Source organism: Yersinia sp. 2542 StPb PI, assembly GCF_048593855.1.
Classification (GTDB): domain Bacteria; phylum Pseudomonadota; class Gammaproteobacteria; order Enterobacterales; family Enterobacteriaceae; genus Yersinia; species Yersinia enterocolitica_E.
This window is the reverse complement of sequence record NZ_JAZGQA010000296.1, coordinates 1-3,409: the sequence shown is the minus strand read 5'-3', so window position 1 is coordinate 3,409 and position 3,409 is coordinate 1. Positions and strand designations below refer to the sequence as shown.

The window sequence follows — 3,409 nt, the reverse complement described above, 5'->3', positions numbered from 1 at the left end:
CTGCGAGTTAATTAAAATCCGAATGTTATTTTATTAAAATGTGAGTGAATTGATTATGTTAACAATCGGTATTTTACTGCCCTAACAGGACATAATAGAAACATTCAGTTAACTGATTTAACTCATTATTTTCATTTGCGATCATGTTAATTTGATGGTAAAACAAGCATAAATAAAAATCAGACTCATTAATTATACCCTAAATAATTCGAGTTGCAGGAAGGCGGCAAGCGAGATAATCCCGATGAGCTTACATGAGTAACTGATTCGGGTTAGTGAGCGTAGCCAACACACAGGCAACTTGAAGTATGACGGGTATATAAAAATGAAATAGTAACGAATACTTACTTTTGAGTATTTCGCCTTAGTTGAATATGAAAACGATTCTTACTATTATTATTTTATCTGTTACCTTTTAGAGTCGTATCACTCTGAATTTTGGTATGCCAATAACGTAATAACAAGAGGCACCTATGCACCTTATCCCGCAGCGTTCCTATAAAATTGTTGGTTTCTCGCCTGAAATCAGCCCGGCTTACCGGCAGAAATTATTGTCACTGGGTATGCTGCCCGGCTCTTCGTTTAATGTTGTCCGCCTCGCGCCATTAGGTGACCCCATTCAGATAGAGACCCGTCGCGTCAGTCTGGTGCTACGGAAAAAAGACTTAGACCTGCTAACGCTGGACTTGCAACCCTAATATTGCGGGTCAACATCCTATTTTGGCTGCCGGGCTGCGTGTCAAAGCCCCCCTGCGTAGTCTGATTTTAATTTACTAATATCACGTTGGATCATGAAAGCACTCACAATCGGCCTGATCGGCAATCCCAATGCAGGTAAAACCACCCTTTTTAATCAGTTAACCGGTGCCCGCCAACGGGTGGGGAACTGGGCCGGGGTTACGGTGGAGCGCAAAGAAGGCCATTTCACTACCGCGCAACATCAAGTGACATTGGTTGACCTGCCGGGAACCTACTCCCTGACCACCATTTCTGAGCAAACCTCGCTGGATGAGCAAATTGCTTGTCACTACATTCTAAGTGGTGAAGCTGACCTGCTGATTAATGTCATTGATGCGGTGAATCTGGAGCGCAATCTCTACCTGACACTGCAACTGGTTGAATTGGGTATTCCCTGTATTGTGGCGCTCAATATGTTGGATATTGCCAAAAGCCAACATATCGATATTGATATCAAGGCATTATCTCAGCAGTTAGGTTGCCCGGTTATTCCGCTGGTTTCCACTCGCGGGCAGGGTATCAATGAATTAAAAAGCAGTATTGATGAACTTCAGCCGATTCCCTTTAAGGCTTTGGTTAACTACCCACCAGTGCTCCTCAGTGAAGTAGATAAGTTGGTAGAGGCCATGCCTGAGTCCTGGCCGGTACAGCAGCGCCGTTGGCTGGCACTGCAAATATTGGAAGGTGATATCTATAGTCTGGCACGTGCAGGCATAGCGCCCTCAATCGTGGCGCTAGCGCGTGAAAATCTGCGAGCAAGCCAACACGAAGATCCCGAGCTGGTGATAGCCGATGCCCGCTATCAAAGTATTGCCCGCATCTGTGATGTAGTCGGTAACTCGCAACAAGCGGAACCGAACCGTCTGACACAAGCGCTTGATAAAGTGATCCTTAATCGCTGGTTAGGTGTCCCGATCTTTCTGTTTGTCATGTATTTAATGTTTGTCTTAGCCATCAATATCGGTGGGGCGTTGCAGCCCATATTTGATATCGGCTCTGCGGCTATCTTTATTCAGGGGTTGCAATGGGTGGGTTATACGCTGCATTTCCCACAGTGGTTGACCATCTTCCTCGCTCAAGGCGTGGGGGGCGGGATTAATACCGTGCTGCCGTTGGTGCCACAAATTGGCATGATGTACCTGTTTCTCTCCTTTTTGGAAGACTCCGGTTATATGGCCCGAGCCGCATTTGTTATGGACCGGCTGATGCAGGCGCTGGGGTTACCGGGTAAATCCTTCGTACCGCTGATTGTCGGTTTCGGCTGTAATGTGCCCTCGATCATGGGTGCACGAACACTGGATGCGCAACGCGAACGCCTGATAACCATCATGATGGCACCCTTTATGTCCTGTGGCGCACGGCTGGCGATTTTTGCCGTCTTCGCGGCGGCATTCTTCGGTCAGGACGGGGCCAGTATCGTTTTCTCTCTTTATCTATTGGGTATCGCGGTCGCCATCCTCACTGGGCTGGTGCTGAAATACACCATTATGCGTGGCGAAGCCTCACCCTTTGTGATGGAACTGCCGGTTTATCATGTGCCCCATCTAAAGAGTTTGTTATTGCAAACCTGGCAACGGTTAAAAGGTTTTGTCCTGCGCGCCGGGAAAGTGATTGTCATTGCCAGTATCTTCATCGGCGGCCTGAACAGCTTCTCTTTCAGTGGCAAACCGGTAGATAGCATCAATGACTCAGCACTGGCCTCAGTCAGTAAAGTGCTGACGCCACTGCTGGCACCCATGGGTGTTCATGGCGATAACTGGCAGGCAACCGTGGGGTTAGTGACCGGCGCCATGGCAAAAGAAGTGGTGGTAGGGACACTTAATACCCTCTATACCGCAGAGCAGATTAAGAATGAACCCTTTGATGCCGAGAGCTTCAACTTACCGGGCGAATTGGTCGGGGCGGTTAAAACCACCTGGCAGGGCTTAAAAGATACTTTTAGCCTTAGCATGTTATCCAATCCCATTGAAGCCAGCAAAGGTGATGGTGAAATGGCGGCCGGTTCCATGGGCATGATGAGCAGTAAATTCGGTTCCAGTATTGCTGCCTATAGCTACCTGATATTTGTGTTGCTCTATGTGCCCTGCGTCTCAGTCATGGGGGCTATCGCTCGGGAAACCAGCCGCGGCTGGATGACCTTCTCAATACTGTGGGGGTTAAATGTGGCCTACTCACTGGCAACCCTGTTCTACCAAGCCGCCACGTTTCACCAGCACCCGCAACAAAGCCTAATGATTATTGCGGTGGTTATGGTGATTAATGCGTTGATCTTGTTTGGATTGCGCCGCGCGCGGAGCCGGGTAACTGTCAGATTGCAAAACAGTAAACCTGCGAGCTGTTGTCAGAGTGCAAGCAATGATTGTCATTAACAAACCGCTTTTGTTACAACAGGAGGCATGATGGCGAGCCTACTCCAATTACGCGATGCTATCGCACTCAGTGGTAGTGTGGCAGCGAGTCAGCTAAGCCAGCAATTGGCAACACCTTTACCCCTGGTTGAGGCCATGCTGGAAAGACTGACTGCAATGGGCAAGGTTGAGCGCATTGAGCAAGATAATAGTGGGTGCCTTCAGGGCAGTTGCAAGAGCTGCCCTGAAGGGAAAAACAAATGTAACACTGTGATTTATAAAATAAAAAATAATCATTAAGTCACAAAAAGAGATGCCCGATG

3 protein-coding genes are annotated in these 3,409 nt (G+C 48.0%); all 3 read left to right on the top strand.

From position 1 onward, the window contains the following. The first annotated feature begins 473 nt into the window (after positions 1 to 473). The 3 genes from feoA to V1952_RS20795 all read left to right on the top strand — a co-directional run bounded on the left by feoA (position 474) and on the right by V1952_RS20795 (position 3,386). Positions 474 to 698 (top strand): ferrous iron transporter A, encoded by a 225-nt coding sequence (gene feoA, locus V1952_RS20805; RefSeq protein WP_005186094.1) that lies wholly within the window; start codon positions 474 to 476, stop codon positions 696 to 698. A 93-nt stretch (positions 699 to 791) separates the two neighbouring features. Then, a complete protein-coding gene (gene feoB / locus V1952_RS20800; protein ID WP_372560313.1) occupies positions 792 to 3,107 on the top strand; it encodes a Fe(2+) transporter permease subunit FeoB in 2,316 nt (771 codons plus the stop codon). Positions 3,108 to 3,137: 30 nt separating this feature from the next. Beyond that, positions 3,138 to 3,386 carry a FeoC-like transcriptional regulator gene (locus V1952_RS20795; protein ID WP_420075453.1) on the top strand — a complete coding sequence of 83 codons (249 nt, stop codon included), beginning with the start codon at positions 3,138 to 3,140 and terminating at the stop codon, positions 3,384 to 3,386. Positions 3,387 to 3,409 lie beyond the last annotated feature (23 nt).